28 protein-coding genes are annotated in these 18,830 nt (G+C 62.9%); 1 reads left to right on the top strand and 27 read right to left on the bottom strand.

Going from position 1 to position 18,830, the window contains the following annotated elements:
* Positions 1 to 6: 6 nt before the first annotated feature.
* From O6Y00_RS16840 to rpsJ, 24 genes are all read right to left on the bottom strand, one after another.
* On the bottom strand, positions 7 to 699 hold the full coding sequence (locus tag O6Y00_RS16840) for a response regulator transcription factor (RefSeq protein WP_353443736.1): 693 nt from the start codon (positions 697 to 699) through the stop codon (positions 7 to 9).
* A gap of 441 nt (positions 700 to 1,140) precedes the next feature.
* Positions 1,141 to 1,791, bottom strand: a complete 651-nt coding sequence (locus O6Y00_RS16835; RefSeq protein ID WP_353443735.1) for an adenylate kinase — start codon at positions 1,789 to 1,791, stop codon at positions 1,141 to 1,143.
* A 52-nt stretch (positions 1,792 to 1,843) separates the two neighbouring features.
* Positions 1,844 to 3,208 (bottom strand): preprotein translocase subunit SecY, encoded by a 1,365-nt coding sequence (secY, locus tag O6Y00_RS16830; RefSeq protein WP_055872627.1) that lies wholly within the window; start codon positions 3,206 to 3,208, stop codon positions 1,844 to 1,846.
* 297 nt (positions 3,209 to 3,505) lie between these two features.
* The gene (rplO, locus tag O6Y00_RS16825) at positions 3,506 to 4,048 is read right to left on the bottom strand and encodes a 50S ribosomal protein L15 (RefSeq protein WP_056047631.1); all 543 of its coding nucleotides are present in this window, start codon (positions 4,046 to 4,048) and stop codon (positions 3,506 to 3,508) included.
* Positions 4,049 to 4,168: 120 nt separating this feature from the next.
* Positions 4,169 to 4,345, bottom strand: coding sequence for a 50S ribosomal protein L30 (gene rpmD / locus O6Y00_RS16820; RefSeq protein ID WP_055872633.1), 177 nt, complete (start codon positions 4,343 to 4,345; stop codon positions 4,169 to 4,171).
* Positions 4,346 to 4,351: 6 nt separating this feature from the next.
* On the bottom strand, positions 4,352 to 5,158 hold the full coding sequence (rpsE, locus tag O6Y00_RS16815) for a 30S ribosomal protein S5 (protein ID WP_353443734.1): 807 nt from the start codon (positions 5,156 to 5,158) through the stop codon (positions 4,352 to 4,354).
* Positions 5,159 to 5,161: 3 nt separating this feature from the next.
* Positions 5,162 to 5,518: a 50S ribosomal protein L18 gene (gene rplR, locus O6Y00_RS16810; RefSeq protein ID WP_031393749.1), complete on the bottom strand. Its 357-nt coding sequence runs from the start codon at positions 5,516 to 5,518 to the stop codon at positions 5,162 to 5,164.
* A complete protein-coding gene (rplF, locus tag O6Y00_RS16805) occupies positions 5,518 to 6,051 on the bottom strand; it encodes a 50S ribosomal protein L6 (protein WP_353443733.1) in 534 nt (177 codons plus the stop codon). The genes rplR and rplF overlap by 1 nt, the downstream gene beginning before the upstream one ends.
* On the bottom strand, positions 6,051 to 6,446 hold the full coding sequence (gene rpsH, locus O6Y00_RS16800) for a 30S ribosomal protein S8 (RefSeq protein ID WP_031393751.1): 396 nt from the start codon (positions 6,444 to 6,446) through the stop codon (positions 6,051 to 6,053). Before rpsH ends, rplF begins: the two co-directional genes overlap by 1 nt.
* A gap of 10 nt (positions 6,447 to 6,456) precedes the next feature.
* A complete protein-coding gene (gene rpsN / locus O6Y00_RS16795) occupies positions 6,457 to 6,762 on the bottom strand; it encodes a 30S ribosomal protein S14 (RefSeq protein WP_056015537.1) in 306 nt (101 codons plus the stop codon).
* Positions 6,763 to 6,890: 128 nt separating this feature from the next.
* Positions 6,891 to 7,511, bottom strand: coding sequence for a 50S ribosomal protein L5 (gene rplE, locus O6Y00_RS16790; RefSeq protein WP_248521940.1), 621 nt, complete (start codon positions 7,509 to 7,511; stop codon positions 6,891 to 6,893).
* Positions 7,504 to 7,821, bottom strand: coding sequence for a 50S ribosomal protein L24 (gene rplX, locus O6Y00_RS16785; protein WP_056047623.1), 318 nt, complete (start codon positions 7,819 to 7,821; stop codon positions 7,504 to 7,506). The genes rplE and rplX overlap by 8 nt, the downstream gene beginning before the upstream one ends.
* A complete protein-coding gene (gene rplN / locus O6Y00_RS16780; protein WP_031393755.1) occupies positions 7,821 to 8,189 on the bottom strand; it encodes a 50S ribosomal protein L14 in 369 nt (122 codons plus the stop codon). Before rplN ends, rplX begins: the two co-directional genes overlap by 1 nt.
* Positions 8,190 to 8,352: 163 nt before the next feature.
* Complete coding sequence (gene rpsQ, locus O6Y00_RS16775; RefSeq protein ID WP_031393756.1) at positions 8,353 to 8,625, bottom strand: 30S ribosomal protein S17; 273 nt, start codon at positions 8,623 to 8,625, stop codon at positions 8,353 to 8,355.
* 10 nt (positions 8,626 to 8,635) lie between these two features.
* The gene (gene rpmC / locus O6Y00_RS16770) at positions 8,636 to 8,842 is read right to left on the bottom strand and encodes a 50S ribosomal protein L29 (RefSeq protein ID WP_093396863.1); all 207 of its coding nucleotides are present in this window, start codon (positions 8,840 to 8,842) and stop codon (positions 8,636 to 8,638) included.
* A gap of 4 nt (positions 8,843 to 8,846) precedes the next feature.
* The gene (rplP, locus tag O6Y00_RS16765) at positions 8,847 to 9,281 is read right to left on the bottom strand and encodes a 50S ribosomal protein L16 (RefSeq protein WP_031393758.1); all 435 of its coding nucleotides are present in this window, start codon (positions 9,279 to 9,281) and stop codon (positions 8,847 to 8,849) included.
* A gap of 15 nt (positions 9,282 to 9,296) precedes the next feature.
* Entirely contained in the window at positions 9,297 to 10,004 is a 708-nt protein-coding gene (gene rpsC, locus O6Y00_RS16760; RefSeq protein ID WP_055872646.1) for a 30S ribosomal protein S3, read from the bottom strand.
* Complete coding sequence (gene rplV, locus O6Y00_RS16755; protein WP_056047621.1) at positions 10,004 to 10,381, bottom strand: 50S ribosomal protein L22; 378 nt, start codon at positions 10,379 to 10,381, stop codon at positions 10,004 to 10,006. Before rplV ends, rpsC begins: the two co-directional genes overlap by 1 nt.
* The gene (rpsS, locus tag O6Y00_RS16750) at positions 10,381 to 10,656 is read right to left on the bottom strand and encodes a 30S ribosomal protein S19 (RefSeq protein ID WP_031393761.1); all 276 of its coding nucleotides are present in this window, start codon (positions 10,654 to 10,656) and stop codon (positions 10,381 to 10,383) included. The genes rplV and rpsS overlap by 1 nt, the downstream gene beginning before the upstream one ends.
* Before the next feature lies 1 nt (position 10,657).
* Positions 10,658 to 11,497: a 50S ribosomal protein L2 gene (gene rplB, locus O6Y00_RS16745; RefSeq protein ID WP_055872649.1), complete on the bottom strand. Its 840-nt coding sequence runs from the start codon at positions 11,495 to 11,497 to the stop codon at positions 10,658 to 10,660.
* 4 nt (positions 11,498 to 11,501) lie between these two features.
* Positions 11,502 to 11,816 carry a 50S ribosomal protein L23 gene (locus O6Y00_RS16740; protein ID WP_056047618.1) on the bottom strand — a complete coding sequence of 105 codons (315 nt, stop codon included), beginning with the start codon at positions 11,814 to 11,816 and terminating at the stop codon, positions 11,502 to 11,504.
* The gene (gene rplD, locus O6Y00_RS16735; protein ID WP_254688670.1) at positions 11,809 to 12,447 is read right to left on the bottom strand and encodes a 50S ribosomal protein L4; all 639 of its coding nucleotides are present in this window, start codon (positions 12,445 to 12,447) and stop codon (positions 11,809 to 11,811) included. Before rplD ends, O6Y00_RS16740 begins: the two co-directional genes overlap by 8 nt.
* A gap of 2 nt (positions 12,448 to 12,449) precedes the next feature.
* Positions 12,450 to 13,196, bottom strand: coding sequence for a 50S ribosomal protein L3 (rplC, locus tag O6Y00_RS16730; protein ID WP_353443732.1), 747 nt, complete (start codon positions 13,194 to 13,196; stop codon positions 12,450 to 12,452).
* A 358-nt stretch (positions 13,197 to 13,554) separates the two neighbouring features.
* A complete protein-coding gene (rpsJ, locus tag O6Y00_RS16725; RefSeq protein WP_007406109.1) occupies positions 13,555 to 13,863 on the bottom strand; it encodes a 30S ribosomal protein S10 in 309 nt (102 codons plus the stop codon).
* A 299-nt stretch (positions 13,864 to 14,162) separates the two neighbouring features.
* Between rpsJ and O6Y00_RS16720 the strand changes: the two genes are divergently transcribed.
* On the top strand, positions 14,163 to 14,537 hold the full coding sequence (locus O6Y00_RS16720; protein WP_353443731.1) for an endonuclease domain-containing protein: 375 nt from the start codon (positions 14,163 to 14,165) through the stop codon (positions 14,535 to 14,537).
* 96 nt (positions 14,538 to 14,633) lie between these two features.
* Here O6Y00_RS16720 and O6Y00_RS16715 read toward each other — a convergent pair whose 3' ends face one another.
* The 3 genes from O6Y00_RS16715 to fusA all read right to left on the bottom strand — a co-directional run bounded on the left by O6Y00_RS16715 (position 14,634) and on the right by fusA (position 18,732).
* A complete protein-coding gene (locus O6Y00_RS16715) occupies positions 14,634 to 14,915 on the bottom strand; it encodes an ExbD/TolR family protein (RefSeq protein ID WP_353443730.1) in 282 nt (93 codons plus the stop codon).
* 313 nt (positions 14,916 to 15,228) lie between these two features.
* The gene (gene tuf, locus O6Y00_RS16710; protein ID WP_132741515.1) at positions 15,229 to 16,422 is read right to left on the bottom strand and encodes an elongation factor Tu; all 1,194 of its coding nucleotides are present in this window, start codon (positions 16,420 to 16,422) and stop codon (positions 15,229 to 15,231) included.
* Positions 16,423 to 16,635: 213 nt separating this feature from the next.
* A complete protein-coding gene (gene fusA / locus O6Y00_RS16705) occupies positions 16,636 to 18,732 on the bottom strand; it encodes an elongation factor G (protein ID WP_353443729.1) in 2,097 nt (698 codons plus the stop codon).
* Positions 18,733 to 18,830 lie beyond the last annotated feature (98 nt).

Genomic DNA, 18,830 nt, shown 5'->3' with positions numbered 1-18,830 from the left:
CGAGCGTCAGTTTTCAACGGCGAGCCGGTACCCGGCGCCGCGGACCGTGTGCAGGATCGGCGTGGGAAAACCGTCCTCGAGCTTGCGGCGGAGTCGACCGATGTGGACGTCGACCACGTTAGATCCCGGGTCGAAATGATAGTTCCAGATCTTCTCGAGCATCATCGTCCGCGTGACGACTTGCCCCGCGTGGCGAGCGAGGAACTCGAGCAGGTTGAATTCGCGCGCGCCAAGCGGAATCGAGCGTCCAGCACGCGATACGGCGCGCGCGAGCAGGTCGATTTCGAGATCCCCGACCGACAGCTTGGTCTTTTGCGGCTCCGTCGCGGCGCGATCGGAGCGGCGCACGAGCGCCTCGATCCGCGCCGACAATTCGGCGAACGAGAAGGGCTTGCAGAGATAATCGTCGGCGCCGGCCTTGAGGCCATCGACACGGTCGTCGACGGCGGCGAGTGCGGACAGGATCAGGACCGGGGTGGCGATCCCTGCGGCCCGGATCGCGCTGACCATGGAAAGACCGTCGAGGCCAGGCAGCATGCGATCTGCGATGATAAGGTCGAAAATGCCCTCGCTCGCGAGGAACAGGCCGTCACGGCCATCGGCGCACGCTTCGATCGCGTGCCCGGCTTCGGTCAAGCCTTTGGCAAGATAGGCGGAAGTCGAAGCGTCGTCCTCGACGATCAGGATTTTGCGGCTCAACGCGGTCTCACCTTGCCTGTCACCGAAATCGGTCACCATCTCCTGCCCTCATAAACGGAAAGGCCGGCGGAAAGAAGTCTTCCCACCGGCCCCCACGGTACCCCCGGGAGTGACGGGCACCGATCTCTGGAAACTCATGCGGCCGTTGCTGGCTGCGTGCTCTTTCTAGGATCGGGCGGGGGTCAGGGCGATGACCGAGCGGTGACAATTACGTCATGTTGATGGTTGTCGTGGGCCTGAGACGACAGCGCTTCAGCCAGCTGCCCCACTCCTACCCCATCATTCCGGCGCACGCCGGGACGCGTGGTTGCGGAGTGGGAAGTGGTAGCACGCTCTCGCTTGGTCCGCCGTATCCGTGGGTCCCGGCGTTCGCCGGGATGACGGATGAGGAGGCGAGAGCACGGCCCATAACTTGGGCCCCGCCTCCGCGGCGGAACACACTTACTTCTTGTCGAGAATCGCAGCGATCGCAGCACCGACGTGCGCGATGTCGGCCATGCCGTCGACGCGGTGGACCAAGCTTCGAGCGTCGTAGATCGGCAGGATCGGTGCCGTCTTCGCGCGGTATTCAGCCATGCGGTTGTGGACCGTCTCCGCATTGTCGTCGGGACGCCGCTTGAACTCGGTCGAGCCGCACACGTCGCAGACGCCGGCGACGACCGGCTTCTTGTAGCGATCGTGATAGCCCGTGCCGCACTTGGCGCAGGTGTAGCGGCCGACGACGCGGTCGATCAACGCGGCTTCGTCGACGCCCAGTTCGATAACGTAGTCGAGCGTGCGACCGCGGTCGGCGAGCAGGCCGTCGAGGGCTTCGGCCTGCGCAGCGGTGCGCGGATAGCCGTCGAAAATGACGCCGTTCGCGGTGTCCGGCTGGTCGAGACGCTCGCCGATGATGCCCGACACGATCTCGTCAGAGACGAGACCGCCGGACTCCATCACGGACTTCGCCTGGAGGCCGACCGGCGTTCCGGCGGCGACCGCTGCGCGCAGCATGTCGCCGGTCGAAAGCTGCACCATGCCGCGCTCGTTGACGAGCGTGGCGGCTTGGGTGCCCTTGCCCGCGCCGGGCGGTCCAAGAAGGATGATATTCACGAAACGCACTCCCCTCGTTCGTGCAGGAATTAAACCGGGTTAGCCCCGCAACTTAACGAAGTCGATTGCCCTTGAGCTTCGCCTTCTTGATCAGGTCGCCATACTGGTGCGCCAGCAGGTGCGACTGGATCTGCGTCACGGTGTCCATCGTCACGTTGACGACGATCAGCAGGCTGGTGCCACCGAGGTAGAACGGGATCTGCAACGCGGTCACCAGATATTCGGGCAACAGGCAGATGATCGTCAGATACGCCGCACCGATCACGGTGATGCGCGTCAGCACGTAATCGAAGTAATTCTCGGTGTTCTTGCCGGGGCGGATGCCGGGAATGAACCCGCCATTGCGCTTCAGGTTGTCGGCGGTTTCCTCGGGGTTGAAGACGACCGCGGTGTAGAAGAACGAGAAGAAGATGATGCCGGCGCCGTACAGCAGCATGTACACAGGACTGCCGTGCTGAAGGTACTGGTTGAGCGTGATGATGAAATCGCCCCACTTTGACTCACCCGCAACGCGCTGTCCGGCGAACTGCGAGATCGTCAGCGGCATCAGCAGCAGCGACGACGCGAAGATCGGCGGGATGACGCCGGCGGTGTTGATCTTCAGCGGCAGATGGCTGCGATCGGCCTGCATGCCGCGCTGGGTCTGGCGCTTGGGATATTGGATCAGAATGCGGCGCTGCGCGCGCTCCATGAAGCAGATGAAGAGGATCAGCACGACCACCGCAACGACGATGCCGATCAGCTTGATCGGATCGAGCGAGCCCGAGCGGCCGCCTTCGAGCAGGTTGACCAGCGTGACGGGCAGATGCGCGACGATGCCGGCCATGATGATCAACGAGACACCGTTGCCGATACCGCGGCTGGTGATCTGCTCGCCGAGCCACATGAGGAACATCGTACCGCCGATCAGCGAGATGACCGCGGCAACGCGGAACATCATGCCGGGCTCGATGACCGCCTGGATGCCCTGTGCCGCACCAAGTGTCTCAAGGCCGACGGCGATGAAATAGCCCTGGACCGCGGTCAGGCCGACGGTGCCGTAGCGCGTATACTGGTTGAGCCGCTTGCGACCCGATTCGCCGTCCTTCTTGATGGCGGCGAGCGTCGGCGACAGCGAGGTCGCGAGCTGCACCACGATTGAGGCGGTGATGTAGGGCATCACGCCGAGCGCGATCAGCGACATGCGGCTGAGCGAGCCACCCGAGAAGGTGTTGAAGAAATCGAGCACGCCGCCCTGAGTCTGCTGCGACAGCAGGCCGAGCGCAGTCGGGTCGACACCCGGCAGCGGGACATAGCTGAGCAGGCGGAAAATGATCAGCGCACCGATCGTGAACCACAACCGCTTCTTGAGGTCGGTCGCCTTCGCGAATTTCGAAAGGCTGATGCTTTGCGCCATCTGGTCGGCTGCGGATGCCATGCGTGTGATCGTCCTGGAAACAAAGAAGGCGGGATGCGTTGTGACCGCCCCCGCCGCTCATATAGGCGCACGGGCGCGCTTGTCTAATGGCTAAGGCGGATCGCTTCTGCGGAATCCTCCCCCGCCAGGGGGAGGTGGGCCGCCTCAGCGGCTCGGAGGGGGAGGATACGGGACGTGAGTTCGTCGCCTCCCGCCCCCTCCGTCAGCTTCGCTGCCACCTCCCCCTGGCGGGGGAGGATTTTAGATCCGAACAAAAAAAGGGAGGGAGCGCACTCGGCACCCCCTCCCCCATCAAGGTCAGGCCTTGAACGACGCCTTGTGCGCCGCACGCTCCTTGTACTTCACGCCCTTCTTGGCGGCAGCCTTCTCGGCTGCGGGGACGAAGTGGATCACCTCGACCTTGCCGCCGATCTTCTCGACCGCTTCGATCGCGCCCTTCGACGCGCCGTCGACGGTGAACGAGAGGACCGTGGTCAGTTCGCCCTTGGCGAGGAGGCGGACGCCGTCCTTGCCGCCGCGTGCCAGGCCGGCGGCCTTCAGCGCGTCGTGGTCGAGCGTTGCATTGGCTTCGATCTTGCCGGCGTCGACCGCGAGCTGGATCGCGCCGAGGTTGACCTCTGCGAAGTCCTTGCGGAAGATGTTGTTGAAGCCGCGCTTAGGCAGACGCATGTGCAGTGGCATCTGGCCGCCTTCGAAGCCGGCGATGGACACGCCCTCGCGGCTCTTCTGGCCCTTCTGGCCGCGGCCTGCGGTCTTGCCCTTGCCCGAGCCGATGCCGCGTCCGACGCGCATCTTGGACTTACGGGCACCTTCGTTATCGCGGAGTTCGTTGAGCTTCATGGTAATGCACTCGCTTTCGCTTGTTACGCGCTGGTTTGAAATCGCCGGGTTCGAATCCGGAAATAAGGAAGGGGGCCGTTAGCCCCCTTCCCGGTATTTGTCACTAGGTAGCGTGAAGGCTCAGCCTTCGACCGACACCATGTGCTGCACCTTGCGGATCATGCCGCGGACCTCTGGGCTGTCTTCCAGCTCGCGGGTCTTGTGCATCTTGTTGAGACCGAGACCGATCAGCGTTGCGCGCTGGTCCTTCTCGCGGCGGATCGGCGAACCGGTCTGCGTGATCTTGATGGTTGCCATGATCGCTTACTCCGTGATCGCAGATGCATCGGCCTCGGCGGTCTTCGAACCACCATGGCCGAGCAGGTCGGCGATCTTCTTGCCGCGACGCTGTGCGACGGCCTTGGGCGAGGTCTGCTCGCCAAGGGCCTCGAACGTGGCGCGGATCATGTTGTAGGGGTTCGACGTGCCGACCGACTTGGTCACAACGTCCGCAACGCCCAGCGATTCGAAGACGGCGCGCATCGGGCCACCGGCGATGATGCCCGTACCCTGAGGCGCGGACCGCAGCGTGACCTTGCCGGCACCGAAGTGACCGTTGCCGTCATGATGCAGCGTGCGGCCGTCCTTCAACGGAACGCGAACCATCTTCTTCTTGGCAGCAGCCGTCGCCTTCGAGATGGCTTCCGGCACTTCGCGTGCCTTGCCATGACCGAAGCCTGCACGACCCTTGCCGTCGCCGACGACGACGAGAGCTGCGAAGCCGAAGCGCTTACCGCCCTTGACCGTCTTCGAGACGCGGTTGATGTGCACCAGCTTCTCGATCAGCTCTTCGCCGCCATCGTCCGCACCGGGACGACCGCCACGATTGTCGCGACCACGACCGCCGTCGCGACCACCGCGGTTGCCACCTGGACCACCGCTGCGGTTGCCGCCGGGGCCACCACGACCACCGCCGCCGCCGCCACCGGGACCGCCGCGACCGCGACCGCCACCGTTGTTGCCCTGGTAGCCAGTGCTCTGCGGAACGTTCTGAGCCGTGACGTCCTGTGCGGTCGTCTCGGGAGCGATTACTGCCCCAGCGTTTCCTGGCGTGTTGTTTTCGTCAGCCATGTCTTAGAACTCCAATCCGGCTTCGCGCGCGGCATCGGCAAGAGCCTTCACGCGACCGTGGTAGAGGAAGCCGCCGCGATCGAACACGACCTGGGTCACGCCCGCTGCCTTGGCAGCCTCGGCGACGCGCTTGCCGACCGAAGTCGCCGCGTCGATGTTGGCGCCGGACGTGCCGCGCACGTCCTTTTCCAGCGTCGAGGCCGATGCGACCGTCGTGCCGGCGGCATCGTCGATCACCTGGGCATAGATGTGCTTGCCCGAGCGATGCACCGACAACCGCGGACGGGTGCCTGCACGTGCGCGGAGCGCGGTACGGTTGCGGCGACGCCGCTTGGCGAAAAGAGAAAGTCCCTTGGTCATTACTTCTTCTTCCCTTCCTTGCGGAAGATGAACTCGCCGTCGTACTTGATACCCTTGCCCTTGTAAGGCTCAGGCTTGCGCCACTGACGAATTTCCGCGGCCAGCTGACCGACCATCTGCTTGTCCGAACCCGAGATCTCGATCGTCGTGTTGTCCGGGGTCTTGACTTCGATCCCCTCCGGCACGTCGATGTTGACGTCGTGGCTGTAGCCAAGCTGCAGCTTGAGGTTGCGACCCTGCGCTGCGGCACGATAGCCGACGCCAGTGATCAGCAGCTTCTTGGTGAAGCCTTCCGACACGCCGGTGACCAGGTTCTGCACCATGGTCCGCTGCATGCCCCAGAACGTGCGAGCGCGCTTGGTGTCGTTGGCCGGCTGCACCGAAATGCCGCCGTCTTCGATCGTGTAGCTGATCTCGTCGCGAAGCGGCATCTTGAGGGTACCCTTGGGGCCCTTGATCGTCAGCTGCTTGTTCTCAATGGTCGGCGTGATGCCCGCCGGTACGGTGACCGGCTTCTTACCAATGCGGCTCATCAGAACACCTCCGCGAGGACTTCGCCGCCGACGTTCTGCTCGCGTGCTTCGGAATCCGAGAGCACGCCGCGGGGCGTCGAGACGATGGTGATGCCGAGGCCGTTACGGACGCGCGGGAGTTCCTGCGAGCCGGAATAGACGCGACGGCCGGGCTTCGAGACGCGCGCGACATGCTTGATCGCAGGCTGGCCCTCGAAATACTTCAGCTCGATGCGAAGGCCGGCCGCGGGGCCCATCTGCTCTTCGCTATAGCCACGGATATAGCCTTCGCGCTGCAGAACGTCGAGCACGCGGACGCGCAGCTTCGACGCCGGCGTGAGGACGGAGTCCTTCTTCGCGCGCTGGCCATTACGGATACGGGTGAGCAAATCACCCAGGGGATCGGTCACTGCCATGATTTAGTCCTTACCAGCTCGACTTCGTGACGCCGGGGATGAGGCCCTTGTTGGCCAGATCACGCAGCTGAATACGGCAGAGCCGGAACTTGCGGTAATAGGCGCGCGGGCGACCGGTCAGCTCGCACCGGTTACGGATGCGGGTCGGGTTCGCGTTGCGCGGCAGTGCCGCCATCTTGAGGCGAGCGATCAGACGCTCACCGTCGTCGAGCGTCTTGTCCGCTGCGATTGCCTTCAGTGCCGCGTACTTCGGGGCATACTGCTTGACCATGCGCTTGCGGCGCTCGTTCTTGTTGACTGAACTCAGTTTCGCCATCGACTTAAGTTCTTTCTTTGCTAGCTCCCTTCCCGCTTGCGGGAGGGGTTGGGGGAGGGAAGGACCAACGCCCGTTAGGCGCGAGGCCCCTCCCCTGACCCCTCCCGCAAGCGGGAGGGGGACTTAGATTAAGCTGCCTTCTTCTCGTCGGCAGCGTCGTCTTCGATCGGGAACGGGAAACCGAACAGACGGAGAAGCTCGCGAGCCTCGTCGTCGGTCTTTGCGGTCGTCGTCACGATCACATCCATGCCGCGGATCTTGTCGACCCGGTCATAGCTGATTTCTGGGAACACGATCTGCTCCTTGATACCGCAGGCATAGTTGCCACGGCCATCGAAGCTCTTCGGGTTGAGCCCGCGAAAATCGCGGACGCGGGGAAGAGCGATCGTGATGAAACGGTCGAGGAACTCGTACATGCGCTCGCGGCGAAGGGTGACCTTCACGCCGATCGGCATGCCTTCACGCAGCTTGAACTGCGCGATCGACTTCTTGGCCTTCGTCACGACAGGCTTCTGGCCGGCGATCAGCTCCATTTCGGAAGCAGCCTGGTCGACCTTCTTCTTGTCCTGCGTGGCTTCGCCGACCCCCATGTTCAGCACGATCTTGTCGAGCCGCGGGATCTCCATGACGTTCTTGTACCCGAACTTCTCGGTCATCGCCTTGATGATCGTCTCGTCGTACAGTTTCCGCATGCGTGCGACGTAGACGGTCTCTGCGCCGTTCTGCTCGCCAGTGTTCTGATCAACCATTGATCTTCTCCCCGGTCTTGACGGCGACACGGACCTTCTTGCCGTCCTGCTCCTCGAAGCGGACGCGGGTCGGCTTGCCGTCGGCGGTCACGTGCGCGACCTTCGAAACGTGCATCGGTGCTTCCTTGCGGATCAGGCCACCCTGCGGGTCACCCTGAGTCGGCTTGGTGTGGCGCACGGCGATGTTGACGCCCGATACGACGACCTTGTCGGTCTTCGGCATGGAGACGGTGACTTCACCGGTCTTGCCCTTGTCCTTGCCGGACAGGACGATGACCTTATCACCCTTCTTGATACGCTGCGACGCCATTACAGCACCTCCGGCGCAAGACTGATGATCTTCATGTGCTTCTTGCCGCGCAGCTCGCGAACGACTGGGCCGAAGATACGGGTGCCGATCGGCTCCTCGTTCTTGTTGACCAGCACCGCGGCGTTGCCGTCGAAGCGGATGACCGTACCGTCTGCACGGCGGATATCCTTGGCGGTACGCACGATCACCGCGCGGTGAACGTCGCCCTTCTTCACACGGCCACGTGGCTGCGCTTCCTTGATGCTGACGACGATGATGTCGCCAACGCCTGCAACACGACGCTTGGAACCCCCAAGCACCTTGATGCACTGCACCCGCTTCGCGCCGCTGTTGTCAGCGACGTCGAGATTGGACTGCATCTGGATCATGGATCCGTATCCCTTCTCTGTCTCTGGGGTCGATACCGACCGAACCCCGCCTAAAAAATCACCCCGCCACGGACGAACCGCAGCGGGGAGGAGCGGCCGCTTAGCCGTTCCCGTTTACGAAAACAAGAGCGCAGGGGGTTTCCCCCCTGCCCTCGTGCTTGATTCAGCCCTCCGCCGAAGCCCGCTCCGGCGTCGCGTGGGTGTTCACCCGCTCGATCACCTTCCAGGTCTTCAGCTTGGAGATCGGTGCGGTCTCTTCGATCCGCACGGTCTCGCCCTGCTTGAACTCGTTGCTCTCGTCATGAGCATGATACTTCTTCGAGCGACGGATGATCTTCCCGTAGAGCGGGTGCTTCACCTTACGCTCGACGTTCACGACCACCGTCTTGTCGCCCTTGTCGGACACGACCAGACCGGTCAGCACGCGCTTCGGCATGATATTTTCCTTACTTCGCAGGCGCGGCGGTGGTGCGCTGCGCCTGGAGGGTCTTGATGCGAGCGATGTCGCGGCGGACCTCACGAACGCGGCTCGGCTTTTCGAGCTGGTTCGTGGCGGCCTGGAAGCGCAGGTTGAACTGCTCGCGCTTCAGTTCGCCGAGCGACTCCGACAGCTGGTCGTCGCTCTTGGTCTTCATGTCGTCGATACGAGCCATGATCTTACTCGCCTCCCAGATGCGAGGTGTCGCCCAGGCGAGCAACGACCTTTACCTTGATCGGCAGCTTCATGGCCGCCCGCTCGAACGCCTCGGCGGCGATCTTGCCGTCGACGCCGTCGAGCTCGAACAGGATCCGACCCGGCTTGACGCGAGCGGCCCAGTATTCCGGCGCGCCCTTGCCCTTACCCATGCGGACTTCGGCTGGCTTTCCCGAGACCGGAAGGTCTGGGAAGATGCGAATCCACAAACGCCCCTGGCGCTTCATGTGACGCGTGATCGCGCGGCGGGCCGCCTCGATCTGGCGTGCGGTGATCCGGTCGGGTTCCATCGCCTTCAGGCCGTAGGAGCCGAAATTGAGCGAGAAGCCACTCTTGGCGTCGCCCGAAATCTTGCCCTTGAAGGCCTTCCGGAACTTGGTCTTTTTTGGTTGCAGCATGTCTGTTCCTGCCCCTTAGCGACGATCGTCGCGCTGCGGCCGCACGCCGGAGGTCTGAGCCTCCATCATGATGCGGTCGTACGACGTCGGATCGTTGCCGAGAATCTCGCCCTTGAAGACCCAGACCTTCACGCCGCAAACGCCGTAGGACGTGTGCGCCGTAGCCTCGGCATAATCGATGTTCGCGCGCAGCGTGTGCAACGGAACCCGACCCTCACGATAGCTCTCCGACCGTGCGATCTCGGCGCCGCCAAGACGGCCACCGCAGTTCACCCGGATGCCTTCGGCACCGAGACGCATCGCCGACTGAACCGCACGCTTCATGGCGCGACGGAAGGCGATACGACGCTCGAGCTGATCGGCGATGCCCTGCGCGACGAGACGCGCATCGACTTCCGGCTTGCGGATCTCGACGATGTTCAGCGACACGGTCGACGACGTCATCTTGCCGATCGTCGAACGCAGCTTCTCGATGTCCGCACCCTTCTTGCCGATGATCACGCCGGGGCGTGCAGCGAAGATCGAGATGCGGGCCAGCTTGGCCGGACGCTCGATCACCACCTTGGAGATCGCGGCCTGCGGCAGCGTCTTCATGATGAATGCGCGGATCTTGAGATCCTCGAGCAGGAGCCGACCATAGTCGGCGCCTTCGGCGTACCAGCGGCTATCCCAGGTACGGTTGATCTGCAGACGCAGACCGATGGGGTTGCTCTTCTGACCCATTATGCTTCTTCCTGCTCGCGCACGACGATGCGCAGACGGCTGAATGGCTTGAGAATGCGGGTCGACTTGCCGCGGCCGCGGGTAGCGAAGCGCTTCATCGTAATCGACTTGCCGACCGAAGCCTCGGCGACGACGAGTGCGTCGACGTCGAGGTTATGGTTGTTCTCGGCGTTGGCGATGGCCGAGGCCAGCACCTTGCGCGCTTCGATCGCCATGCCCTTGGTCGAGAAGGCGAGGATGTTCATCGCATCGCCGACCTTCTTGCCACGGATCAGCGCAGCCACGAGGCCGAGCTTCTGCGCGGAACCACGGATCTGCGTACCGACCGAAAGCGCCTCGTTGTCCGCGACCTTGCGCGGGCTGACTTGCTTAGACATCAGCGCTTGCCCTTCTTGTCGGCGGAGTGGCCGGGGAAGTAGCGCGTGGGCGCGAACTCACCGAGCTTCATGCCGACCATGTCTTCGTTGACCGAGACGGGCACGAACTTGCGGCCGTTATAGACGTTGAACGTGAGACCCACGAACGACGGCAGGATCGTCGAGCGACGCGACCAGGTCTTGATCGGCGAACGCGCGTTGGTGTCCTGGGCGGTTTCTGCCTTCTTGAGCAGATGAAGGTCCACGAAGGGGCCCTTCCAGACTGAACGAGCCATGTTAGCCCTTCCTCTTCGTCGAATGACGCGACCGGATGATCATCTTGTCGGTCGACTTGTTATGACGCGTGCGCGCACCCTTCGTCGGCTTGCCCCAAGGCGTAACCGGATGACGGCCACCCGAGGTACGGCCTTCACCACCGCCGTGCGGATGGTCGACCGGGTTCTTGGCGACGCCGCGCGTCAGAGGACGGATGCCCATCCAGCGCGAACGGCCTGCCTTGCCCAGGTTCTGGTTCTGGTTGTCGGGGTTCGAGACCGCGCCAACCGTCGCCATGCAATCGCTGCGGATGTAGCGCTGCTCGCCCGAGTTCAGGCGGACCATCACCATGCCCTTGTCGCGACCGACGACCTGCACGTACGTGCCGGCCGAACGGGCAATCTGACCACCCTTCATCGGCTTCATCTCCACGTTGTGGACGATGGTGCCGACCGGCATCTGACCGAGTTCCATGGCATTGCCTGGCTTCACGTCGGTCTTCTTGGCCGCGAGGACCTTGTCGCCGACAGCCAGACGCTGTGGCGCCAGGATGTATGCCAGTTCCTCGTCCGGGTACTTGACCAGGGCGATGAACGCGGTGCGGTTGGGATCATACTCGATCCGCTCGACGGTGCCTTCGACGTCCCACTTGCGACGCTTGAAGTCGATGTAGCGGTACTTCTGCTTGTGACCGCCGGCGATGCCGCGCGAGGTCACATGGCCCTTGTTGTTACGACCGCCGGTCTTGTGCTTACCTTCGGTCAGCGCCTTGACGGGGCGACCCTTCCAGAGCGACGACTTGTCGACCAGGATGAGACCGCGGCGTGCCGGCGATGTCGGATTATAATGCTTGAGTGCCATGGCCTCAGATCCCCGTCGTCACGTCGATGGACTGACCGTCCTTCAACGTCACGATTGCCTTTTTCATGTCGGAGCGCGAGTAGTTCGTGCCCTTCCACTTCTTGGTCTTGCCCTTCTGGACGAGCGTGTTCACGCCGACGACGTTCACGTCGAACAGCGCCTCTACGGCCGCCTTGATCTCGGGCTTCGTGGCATCGTTCGATACCTTGAACACAACCGCGTTGAACTCCGACAGGGTCGTCGTCTTCTCGGTGATGTGCGGGGCCAGGATAACGTCGTAATGACGATTATCGATGCCCGCCTTCTGCTTCTTAGCCATGGAAGCGCGCCTCCAGCTTTTCGACAGCGGCGCGCGTCAGCACCAGCGTGTCATGCTTCAGGATGTCGTAAACGTTGGCGCCGGCAGCCGGCATCACGTTCACTTCGTACAGGTTGCCCGCAGCGAATGCGAAGCTGGTGTCGACCATGTCGCCGTCGATGACGAGCGCACGCTTGCCGAAGCCGAGCTTTGCGAGATCGCCCTGCAGCGTCTTGGTCTTGCCACCCTCGACAGCCAGGCTGTCCATGATGACCAGCGAACCCGCCTTGGCGTGGCTGCTGAGAGCCATCCGCAGGCCGAGCGAGCGAACCTTCTTGTTGAGCGACGGGTTGAAGTCACGGACGCGTGCGCCGTGAGCCTTACCACCACCGATGAACACAGGAGCGCGGCGATCGCCGTGACGAGCCGTACCGCCGCCCTTCTGGCGACCGAACTTCTTGCCGGTGCGAGCGACGTCTGCGCGCTCACGGGTGCCGCGAGCCGTCTCGCGACGCTTCTCGAGCTGCCAGGTGACGACACGGTGCAGGATGTCGGCGCGCGGATCGAGGCCGAAGACCTCGTCGTTGAGCTCGATGTCCGCTGCGTCCCCGTTCTGGGGGGTGCCGGCGAAAGATGAAACCTTGATCTTCACGCTCAGCCCTCCTGGCCGTCGGCTGCAGGTGCGTCGGTCGTTTCGGCCGGCGTGTCTGCTGCGGTGTTGCTGTTTGCGGTCTTGAGACCGGCGGGGAACGGTGCGTCGGCGTGGCGCGCGACCTTCACCGAGTCCTTGACGAAGAGCCAGCCGCCCTTGGAGCCAGGAACCGAACCCTTGACGAACAGGAGACCACGCTCGACGTCCGTCGATACGATCTCGAGGTTCTGCTGAGTGCGATACTTGTCGCCCATGTGGCCGGCCATCTTCTTGTTCTTGAAGACCTTGCCCGGATCCTGGCGCTGACCGGTCGAACCGAGCGAGCGGTGCGAGACCGACACGCCGTGGGTTGCCCGCAGACCGCCGAAGCCCCAACGCTTCATACCACCCTGGAAGCCCTTACCCTGGGTCTTGCCCTGGATATCGACGATCTGGCCTGCGACGTAGTGGTCGGCCGAGATCTCGGCGCCGACGTCGAGCAGGCCGTCTGCGTTCACACGGAACTCATGGACGACAGCCTTGGGCTCCACTTCGGCCTTGCCGAAATGGCCGCGCTGCGGCTTTCCGACATTCTTCGACTTGGCAACACCTGCACCAAGCTGGACGGCAGTGTAGCCGTCACGATCCATTTCGCGAACGGAAACGACCTGATTGCCTTCGAGTGCCAGAACGGTGACCGGCACGTGCCGACCATCTTCCTGGAACAGGCGGGTCATCCCCATCTTCTTCGCGATCACGCCAGTACGCATGATCTTGTCCCTTCCTAGACAGAGGCCCCGTCGGACTATTCCTTGGGGGCTTGCGGACCATGTCCGGAGCGAGCTCCATGATGCGTCCACCTGACCCCATCCCCGGCAAAAGCCCTGAATGGAGTCGGTTCAACCCGGTAAATACGAAACGTGCCCCCGTCCCGGGCTGGTGCTTCTGCGAATGCGGAAGCGTGACGGGGGACGCTGCCCCGTCGGTTTTCACCGACGGCGGTATCCCAATGTCGAACGGCGCGGGACCGTTACCGGTCGACCGCGCCGCGCCAGCCCTTAGGCCAGCCCGTTGACTACGTCAACAAGCTGGATCCCCGCCTTCGCGGGGACTAAAGGCAAACTCGCGTCAGGCGAGTTTGATCTCGACGTCAACGCCAGCGGCGAGGTCCAGCTTCATCAGCGCATCGACCGTCTGCGGCGTCGGCTGGACGATGTCCAGCATACGCTTGTACGTGCGCACCTCGAACTGCTCGCGCGACTTCTTGTCGATGTGCGGGCCGCGGTTCACGGTGAACTTTTCGATGCGCGTCGGAAGGGGAATCGGACCGCGGATGAGCGCGCCGGTGCGGCGTGCGGTGTCGGCGATGTCGCCAGTGGCCTGATCGAGCACACGGTGATCGAACGCCTTCAGACGAATGCGGATATTGCTGTCCATAGTCCCTACCGATGCGAAAGAGCGGGCCCGTTTCCGGGCTCTTGCTGGTTGATGTTTAAACCGAAGGCGGGCCATTACGGGAGAGTCGGTTGAAATGCAACCGGGGGGAACGGGTTTTCCAGGAAGCGGGCAATATCGAAGCGCGCCCCGCCCTCCCCCTCCGTCACCTTCGGCGCCACCTCCCCCTTGCGGGGGAGGATTGTAGGTGTCGATGCCCTACCGCTAAGATCGCCCCATTACTTGATCCTCCCCCGCCAAGGGGAGGTTGCACGCAAAGCGTGACGGAGGGGAAGCAAGCGATGAAGCTCGAAGGATCCCTACCCGGCCGGTGCAACGCTAAGCGCCTGCGAAAGCAGATGACCCCGCCAGAGATAGGGCTCTGGCTTGCACTACGCGCCAATGAGGAAGGCCTACGCTTCCGAAAGCAACACGCGGCAGGCCCCTACGTCCTAGACTTCTACTGCGCCCCAGCCCGCCTCGCGATCGAAGTCGACGGCGAAGCCCACAACCACGGCAACCGTCCCGAACGAGACGCAGCGCGAGACGCATGGCTAGTCGCCCAAAACATCCAAGTCCTCCGCTACCCATCCCGAGAAATGCTAGCCAACCTCAACGACGTCGTCCGCCAGATCACGGCCGTCGCACTTCAACGACGAACCACCATCGAGAGCTAATCGCCCCCTCCCCCTCCGACGCCTCCGGCGCCACCTCCCCCTAGCAGGGGAGGATTGGTCTTAACGCTGATCTTGAACCCTAGCCCCGCCAGCGGTCTACGAAATCGGAGCTCCCGCCGGCGAGGGTAGATCGCGCCAAACGGACTGAATTCCTTCCGAGCATCGCGCGTACGGCTGCCGGCACTCCAGCGCCTTATCCATCTGATCGCGCACCGCCTCCAGCATGGAGCACGCCCCACCCATCTCTGTTTCAAGAAGAACGTTCGGCTCGGGATTTAACCCATGGGACAGCGTTAGGTACCGGTCGAGCTTGGCACGGGAAATCTCCGTGCCATTCCAATAGATCGACCCATCGTGCGTCAGCGCGACGACGTTCATCAGGGGCTCTATGCCGACAAAATTACGGGGCTTCTGCCAGTATGACCTTGGAGGTGAGCAACCTCGCGGCTCGCCCTCCGAACAGGCGCCCGTTAAGGCCAGTAGAACGCAAAGGCTCAGACGTCGGGTCACTCGCTGAGGCTGCCATACCGTGCCGGTCGAAGCCAGCGAAAGGGCCGTGCCAATGTAGGTTGATCCAGCGGAAGTGAACCATTTGCCGAATCACAGCGCGTGAAGCGTCCCAAACACGAAAAAGCCCGGCCTCTCTCGCGAGAAGCCGGGCTCTTCGATCAACTCCCGAAGGAGGCGATGCTTACTTGTCGATCTGGCTGACGACGCCTGCACCGACGGTACGGCCGCCTTCGCGGATCGTGAAGCGCTGGCCCACGTCCATGGCGATCGGTGCGATCAGCTTGATGCCGAGCGACACGTTGTCGCCTGGCATGACCATCTCGGTGCCCTCAGGCAGCTCGACGGTGCCGGTCACGTCCGTCGTACGGAAGTAGAACTGCGGGCGGTAGTTGGCGAAGAACGGCGTGTGACGGCCACCCTCTTCCTTCGACAGCACGTACACTTCCGAGTTGAAGTCGGTGTGCGGCTTGATCGTGCCTGGCTTGCAGAGCACCTGGCCACGCTCGACTTCGTCGCGTGCGACGCCGCGGATCAGCGCGCCGACGTTATCGCCAGCCTGGCCCTGGTCGAGCAGCTTGCGGAACATCTCGACGCCCGTGACCGTGGTCTTGCGGACGGTCGGGTGGATGCCGACGATCTCGACTTCCTCGCCAACCTTGACGATGCCGGTCTCAACGCGGCCGGTGACGACCGTACCACGACCCGAGATCGAGAACACGTCCTCGATCGGCATCATGAACGGCTTGTCGAGCGGACGCTCGGGCTGCGGGATGTACTCGTCGACAGCCTGCATCAGCTCGGTGACGGCGTCGGCGCCGAGCTTCTGGTTCGAACCCGACAGTGCGCAGGTAGCGGAACCCTTGATGACGGGGATGTCGTCGCCCGGGAAGTCGTACGAGCTGAGCAGCTCGCGGATTTCCATCTCGACCAGTTCGAGGATTTCCTCGTCGTCGACCAGATCGACCTTGTTCATGAACACGACCATTGCGGGCACGCCGACCTGGCGTGCGAGCAGAATGTGCTCACGGGTCTGTGGCATCGGGCCATCGGTCGCCGAAACGACGAGGATCGCGCCGTCCATCTGGGCTGCGCCGGTGATCATGTTCTTCACATAATCGGCGTGACCCGGGCAATCGACGTGCGCGTAGTGACGGTTGGCCGTCTCGTACTCGACGTGTGCGGTCGAGATCGTGATGCCGCGCTCGCGCTCCTCGGGAGCCTTGTCGATGTTAGCGAAGTCGACAGCGGTACCGCCGGTCGTCTCTGCCAGAACCTTCGTGATCGCAGCGGTGAGCGACGTCTTGCCATGATCGACGTGACCGATGGTGCCGATGTTAAGATGCGGCTTGTTCCGCTCAAATTTTGCCTTGGCCATTGTTTCCTACCTTCTGATTCGTATTCCGGTGCCACCCCGGGAACCGCGCGAACGCGGCCCAATAGCGGCTGTTAAAGCGTTGCGCCAGCCCCTGCTTGGGGAGAGGCCGACGCGGAAGTGAATTCCGCGTCGTCGAACTTCGGTCGCTGACCGAAGCCGGCCGGCCGTTCGGCGTCTCGGAGCCAGGTTGCGTTGGCTCCGTGCGCCTCTGGCTTAGGCCAACTTCGCCTTTACCTCGTCCGCAACGTTCTGCGGCACTTCGTCATAGTGCGAGAACTGCATCGAGTAGTTCGCGCGACCCTGCGTGAACGAGCGGAGCGAGTTCACGTAGCCGAACATGTTGGCCAGCGGGACCATCGCCTCGACCGTCTGCGCGTTGCCGCGGCTGTCGGTGCCCTGGATCTGGCCACGACGGCTGTTCATGTCGCCGATGACGTCGCCAAGGTAATCTTCCGGGGTAACGACCTCGACCTTCATGACCGGCTCGAGCAGCGTAATGCCCGACTTCTGTGCGACTTCGCGCATCGCGCCACGTGCACAGATTTCGAACGCTAGTGCCGACGAGTCGACGTCGTGATACGCGCCGTCATACAGCACGATCTCGAAATCGATGATCGGGAAGCCGACCAGCGAACCCGAAGCAGCGGTTTCGCGGAAGCCCTTCTCGATCGCCGGCAGATATTCCTTCGGAATGTTGCCGCCCTTGATCTCGTCCTTGAACGTGATGCCCGAACCGCGCTCGCCCGGCGTGACCTTGACCTTCACGCGACCGAACTGGCCGGTACCACCCGACTGCTTCTTGTGTGTGTAGTCGACGTCGACCGGCTTCTTCAGATACTCGCGATATGCGACCTGAGGAGCGCCGACGTTCGCCTCGACCTTGAACTCACGCTTCATGCGATCGACCAAGATCTCGAGATGGAGCTCGCCCATGCCCTTGATGATGGTCTGGCCCGACTCGGGGTCCGACGACACGCGGAACGAAGGATCTTCACGTGCAAGACGATTGAGCGCGACGCCCATCTTCTCCTGGTCGGCCTTGGTCTTCGGCTCCACCGAAAGCTCGATCACGGGCTCGGGGAATTCCATCCGCTCGAGAATGATCGGTGCGTTCATCGCGCAGAGCGTGTCACCGGTCGTGGTATCCTTGAGACCCGCGAGAGCGACGATGTCGCCAGCGAAAGCCTCCTGGATGTCCTCGCGGCTGTTAGCATGCATAAGCAGCATGCGGCCGACCTTTTCCTTCTTGTCCTTGACCGAGTTGGTGACCTGCGATGCGGTCTCCAGCTTGCCCGAGTAGATGCGGGCGAAGGTCAGCGTACCGACGAACGGATCGTTCATGATCTTGAACGCCAGTGCCGAGAACGGAACCTCGTCCGAGGACGGACGCTCGTCCGGCGTCACGCCGTCGAGCTTCAGACCCTGGATCGCGGGAACGTCGAGCGGCGAAGGCAGATAGTCGACGACGGCGTCGAGCAAAGGCTGAACGCCCTTGTTCTTGAATGCCGAACCGCAAACGACGGGGACGAACGCCATGCTCAGCGTACCCTTGCGGATCAGCTTCTTGAGGTCGGCGACGCTCGGCTCGTTACCCTCGAGATACGCTTCCATGAGCGCATCGTCCTGCTCGACGGCCATCTCGATCAGCTCGCTGCGATACTTGGCAGCCTTCTCGACCAGATCCGCGGGGATCTCGGCATATTCGAACTTCGCACCCAGGCTCTCTTCGAGCCAGATGATCGCGCGGTTCTCGACGAGATCGACGAGGCCCTTGAAGCCGCCTTCCATGCCGATCGGGAGATACAGCACGGCGGGACGCGCGCCGAGGCGCTCGATGATCGAGTTGACGCAGAAGTAGAAATCGGCGCCGGTGCGGTCGAGCTTGTTGATGAAGCACATGCGCGGCACGCCGTACTTGTCGGCCTGACGCCACACGGTCTCGGACTGCGGCTCGACGCCGGCAACGCCGTCGAAGCATGCGACCGCGCCGTCGAGCACGCGGAGCGAACGCTCGACTTCGATCGTGAAGTCGACGTGGCCGGGCGTGTCGATGATGTTGATAAGGTGCTCTTCGCCCTTACCTTCTTCGGCGCGCCACTTGCAGGTGGTTGCAGCCGACGTGATCGTGATCCCGCGCTCCTGCTCCTGCTCCATCCAATCCATCGTCGCGGTGCCTTCGTGCACTTCGCCGATCTTGTAGGACTTGCCGGTGTAATAGAGGATGCGCTCGGTCGTCGTCGTCTTACCGGCGTCGATGTGCGCCATGATGCCGATGTTGCGGTAACGGTCGAGCGGATGGCTGCGGGCCATGATCGTGCTTCCTTAAGGATATGGGGAGCCGAACGTGCCGGCTCCCCAATATATAGGTGTTTGCATGACAGGCGAAAGACCGCCCGTCACACGGATAG

It is taken from the genome of Sphingomonas faeni (assembly GCF_040407565.1).
GTDB lineage: Bacteria > Pseudomonadota > Alphaproteobacteria > Sphingomonadales > Sphingomonadaceae > Sphingomonas > Sphingomonas faeni_F.
The sequence above is the reverse complement of the archived record's forward strand: the minus strand, read 5'-3'. Positions and strand labels throughout refer to the sequence as shown.

Excerpts from the sequence above, each read along its gene's own strand:
- secY (WP_055872627.1), bottom strand. The coding sequence starts at position 3,208 with ATGGCATCCGCAGCCGACCAGATGGCGCAAAGCATCAGCCTTTCGAAA.
- rplO (WP_056047631.1), bottom strand. The coding sequence starts at position 4,048 with ATGAAGCTCAACGAACTCCGCGATAACGAAGGTGCCCGTAAGTCCAAG.
- rpmD (WP_055872633.1), bottom strand. The coding sequence starts at position 4,345 with ATGGCAACCATCAAGATCACGCAGACCGGTTCGCCGATCCGCCGCGAG.
- rpsE (WP_353443734.1), bottom strand. The coding sequence starts at position 5,158 with ATGGCTGACGAAAACAACACGCCAGGAAACGCTGGGGCAGTAATCGCT.
- rplR (WP_031393749.1), bottom strand. The coding sequence starts at position 5,518 with ATGACCAAGGGACTTTCTCTTTTCGCCAAGCGGCGTCGCCGCAACCGT.
- rplF (WP_353443733.1), bottom strand. The coding sequence starts at position 6,051 with ATGAGCCGCATTGGTAAGAAGCCGGTCACCGTACCGGCGGGCATCACG.
- rpsH (WP_031393751.1), bottom strand. The coding sequence starts at position 6,446 with ATGGCAGTGACCGATCCCCTGGGTGATTTGCTCACCCGTATCCGTAAT.
- rpsN (WP_056015537.1), bottom strand. The coding sequence starts at position 6,762 with ATGGCGAAACTGAGTTCAGTCAACAAGAACGAGCGCCGCAAGCGCATG.
- rplE (WP_248521940.1), bottom strand. The coding sequence starts at position 7,511 with ATGGTTGATCAGAACACTGGCGAGCAGAACGGCGCAGAGACCGTCTAC.
- rplX (WP_056047623.1), bottom strand. The coding sequence starts at position 7,821 with ATGGCGTCGCAGCGTATCAAGAAGGGTGATAAGGTCATCGTCCTGTCC.
- rplN (WP_031393755.1), bottom strand. The coding sequence starts at position 8,189 with ATGATCCAGATGCAGTCCAATCTCGACGTCGCTGACAACAGCGGCGCG.
- rpsQ (WP_031393756.1), bottom strand. The coding sequence starts at position 8,625 with ATGCCGAAGCGCGTGCTGACCGGTCTGGTCGTGTCCGACAAGGGCGAC.
- rpmC (WP_093396863.1), bottom strand. The coding sequence starts at position 8,842 with ATGGCTCGTATCGACGACATGAAGACCAAGAGCGACGACCAGCTGTCG.
- rplP (WP_031393758.1), bottom strand. The coding sequence starts at position 9,281 with ATGCTGCAACCAAAAAAGACCAAGTTCCGGAAGGCCTTCAAGGGCAAG.
- rpsC (WP_055872646.1), bottom strand. The coding sequence starts at position 10,004 with ATGGGTCAGAAGAGCAACCCCATCGGTCTGCGTCTGCAGATCAACCGT.
- rplV (WP_056047621.1), bottom strand. The coding sequence starts at position 10,381 with ATGTCTAAGCAAGTCAGCCCGCGCAAGGTCGCGGACAACGAGGCGCTT.
- rpsS (WP_031393761.1), bottom strand. The coding sequence starts at position 10,656 with ATGGCTCGTTCAGTCTGGAAGGGCCCCTTCGTGGACCTTCATCTGCTC.
- rplB (WP_055872649.1), bottom strand. The coding sequence starts at position 11,497 with ATGGCACTCAAGCATTATAATCCGACATCGCCGGCACGCCGCGGTCTC.
- O6Y00_RS16740 (WP_056047618.1), bottom strand. The coding sequence starts at position 11,816 with ATGGCTAAGAAGCAGAAGGCGGGCATCGATAATCGTCATTACGACGTT.
- rplC (WP_353443732.1), bottom strand. The coding sequence starts at position 13,196 with ATGCGTACTGGCGTGATCGCGAAGAAGATGGGGATGACCCGCCTGTTC.
- rpsJ (WP_007406109.1), bottom strand. The coding sequence starts at position 13,863 with ATGGACAGCAATATCCGCATTCGTCTGAAGGCGTTCGATCACCGTGTG.
- O6Y00_RS16720 (WP_353443731.1), top strand. The coding sequence starts at position 14,163 with ATGAAGCTCGAAGGATCCCTACCCGGCCGGTGCAACGCTAAGCGCCTG.
- O6Y00_RS16715 (WP_353443730.1), bottom strand. The coding sequence starts at position 14,915 with ATGAACGTCGTCGCGCTGACGCACGATGGGTCGATCTATTGGAATGGC.
- tuf (WP_132741515.1), bottom strand. The coding sequence starts at position 16,422 with ATGGCCAAGGCAAAATTTGAGCGGAACAAGCCGCATCTTAACATCGGC.
- fusA (WP_353443729.1), bottom strand. The coding sequence starts at position 18,732 with ATGGCCCGCAGCCATCCGCTCGACCGTTACCGCAACATCGGCATCATG.